Below are 364 nucleotides of genomic sequence, written 5' to 3'. Positions count from 1 at the left end.
TCAGTTGTAACTATAGTTACATCTTGATTAGCTGGGTCATACTCACATGGATCTGTTGGATCTGTCATGTCTAGTACTTCCTGACCATTAGTTACTCCATCACCATCACAGTCACCTGCATCCCATGCAGCGGTTGGTGTTGTATCTTGACTTGTGTAATCTAAACTACACTCATCTAATGGATCAGTACCATCGGCTACTTCTTGTCCGTTAGTTACTCCATCACCATCACAGTCTAAAGCTTCCCAAGCGGCACTCTGTGGACCAGAGATACTACTTGCCATATAATCACAAGGATCTGTCGGGTCTGTACCATCTATTACTTCATCTCCATTAGTTACTCCATCACCGTCACAATCTCCAT

The 364-nt window shown here is 43.4% G+C and carries 1 protein-coding gene; it reads right to left on the bottom strand.

All coding sequences use genetic code 11. The features are described 5' to 3' along the window. Positions 1 to 364: thrombospondin type 3 repeat-containing protein (locus RM538_RS13395; protein ID WP_311333944.1), on the bottom strand; the 364-nt coding region annotated here is incomplete at both ends.

Origin of the sequence: Patiriisocius hiemis (assembly GCF_031846325.1) — a bacterium.
In the GTDB taxonomy this organism is placed as follows: domain Bacteria; phylum Bacteroidota; class Bacteroidia; order Flavobacteriales; family Flavobacteriaceae; genus Patiriisocius_A; species Patiriisocius_A hiemis.
This window is presented reverse-complemented; position numbering and strand designations above follow the sequence as displayed.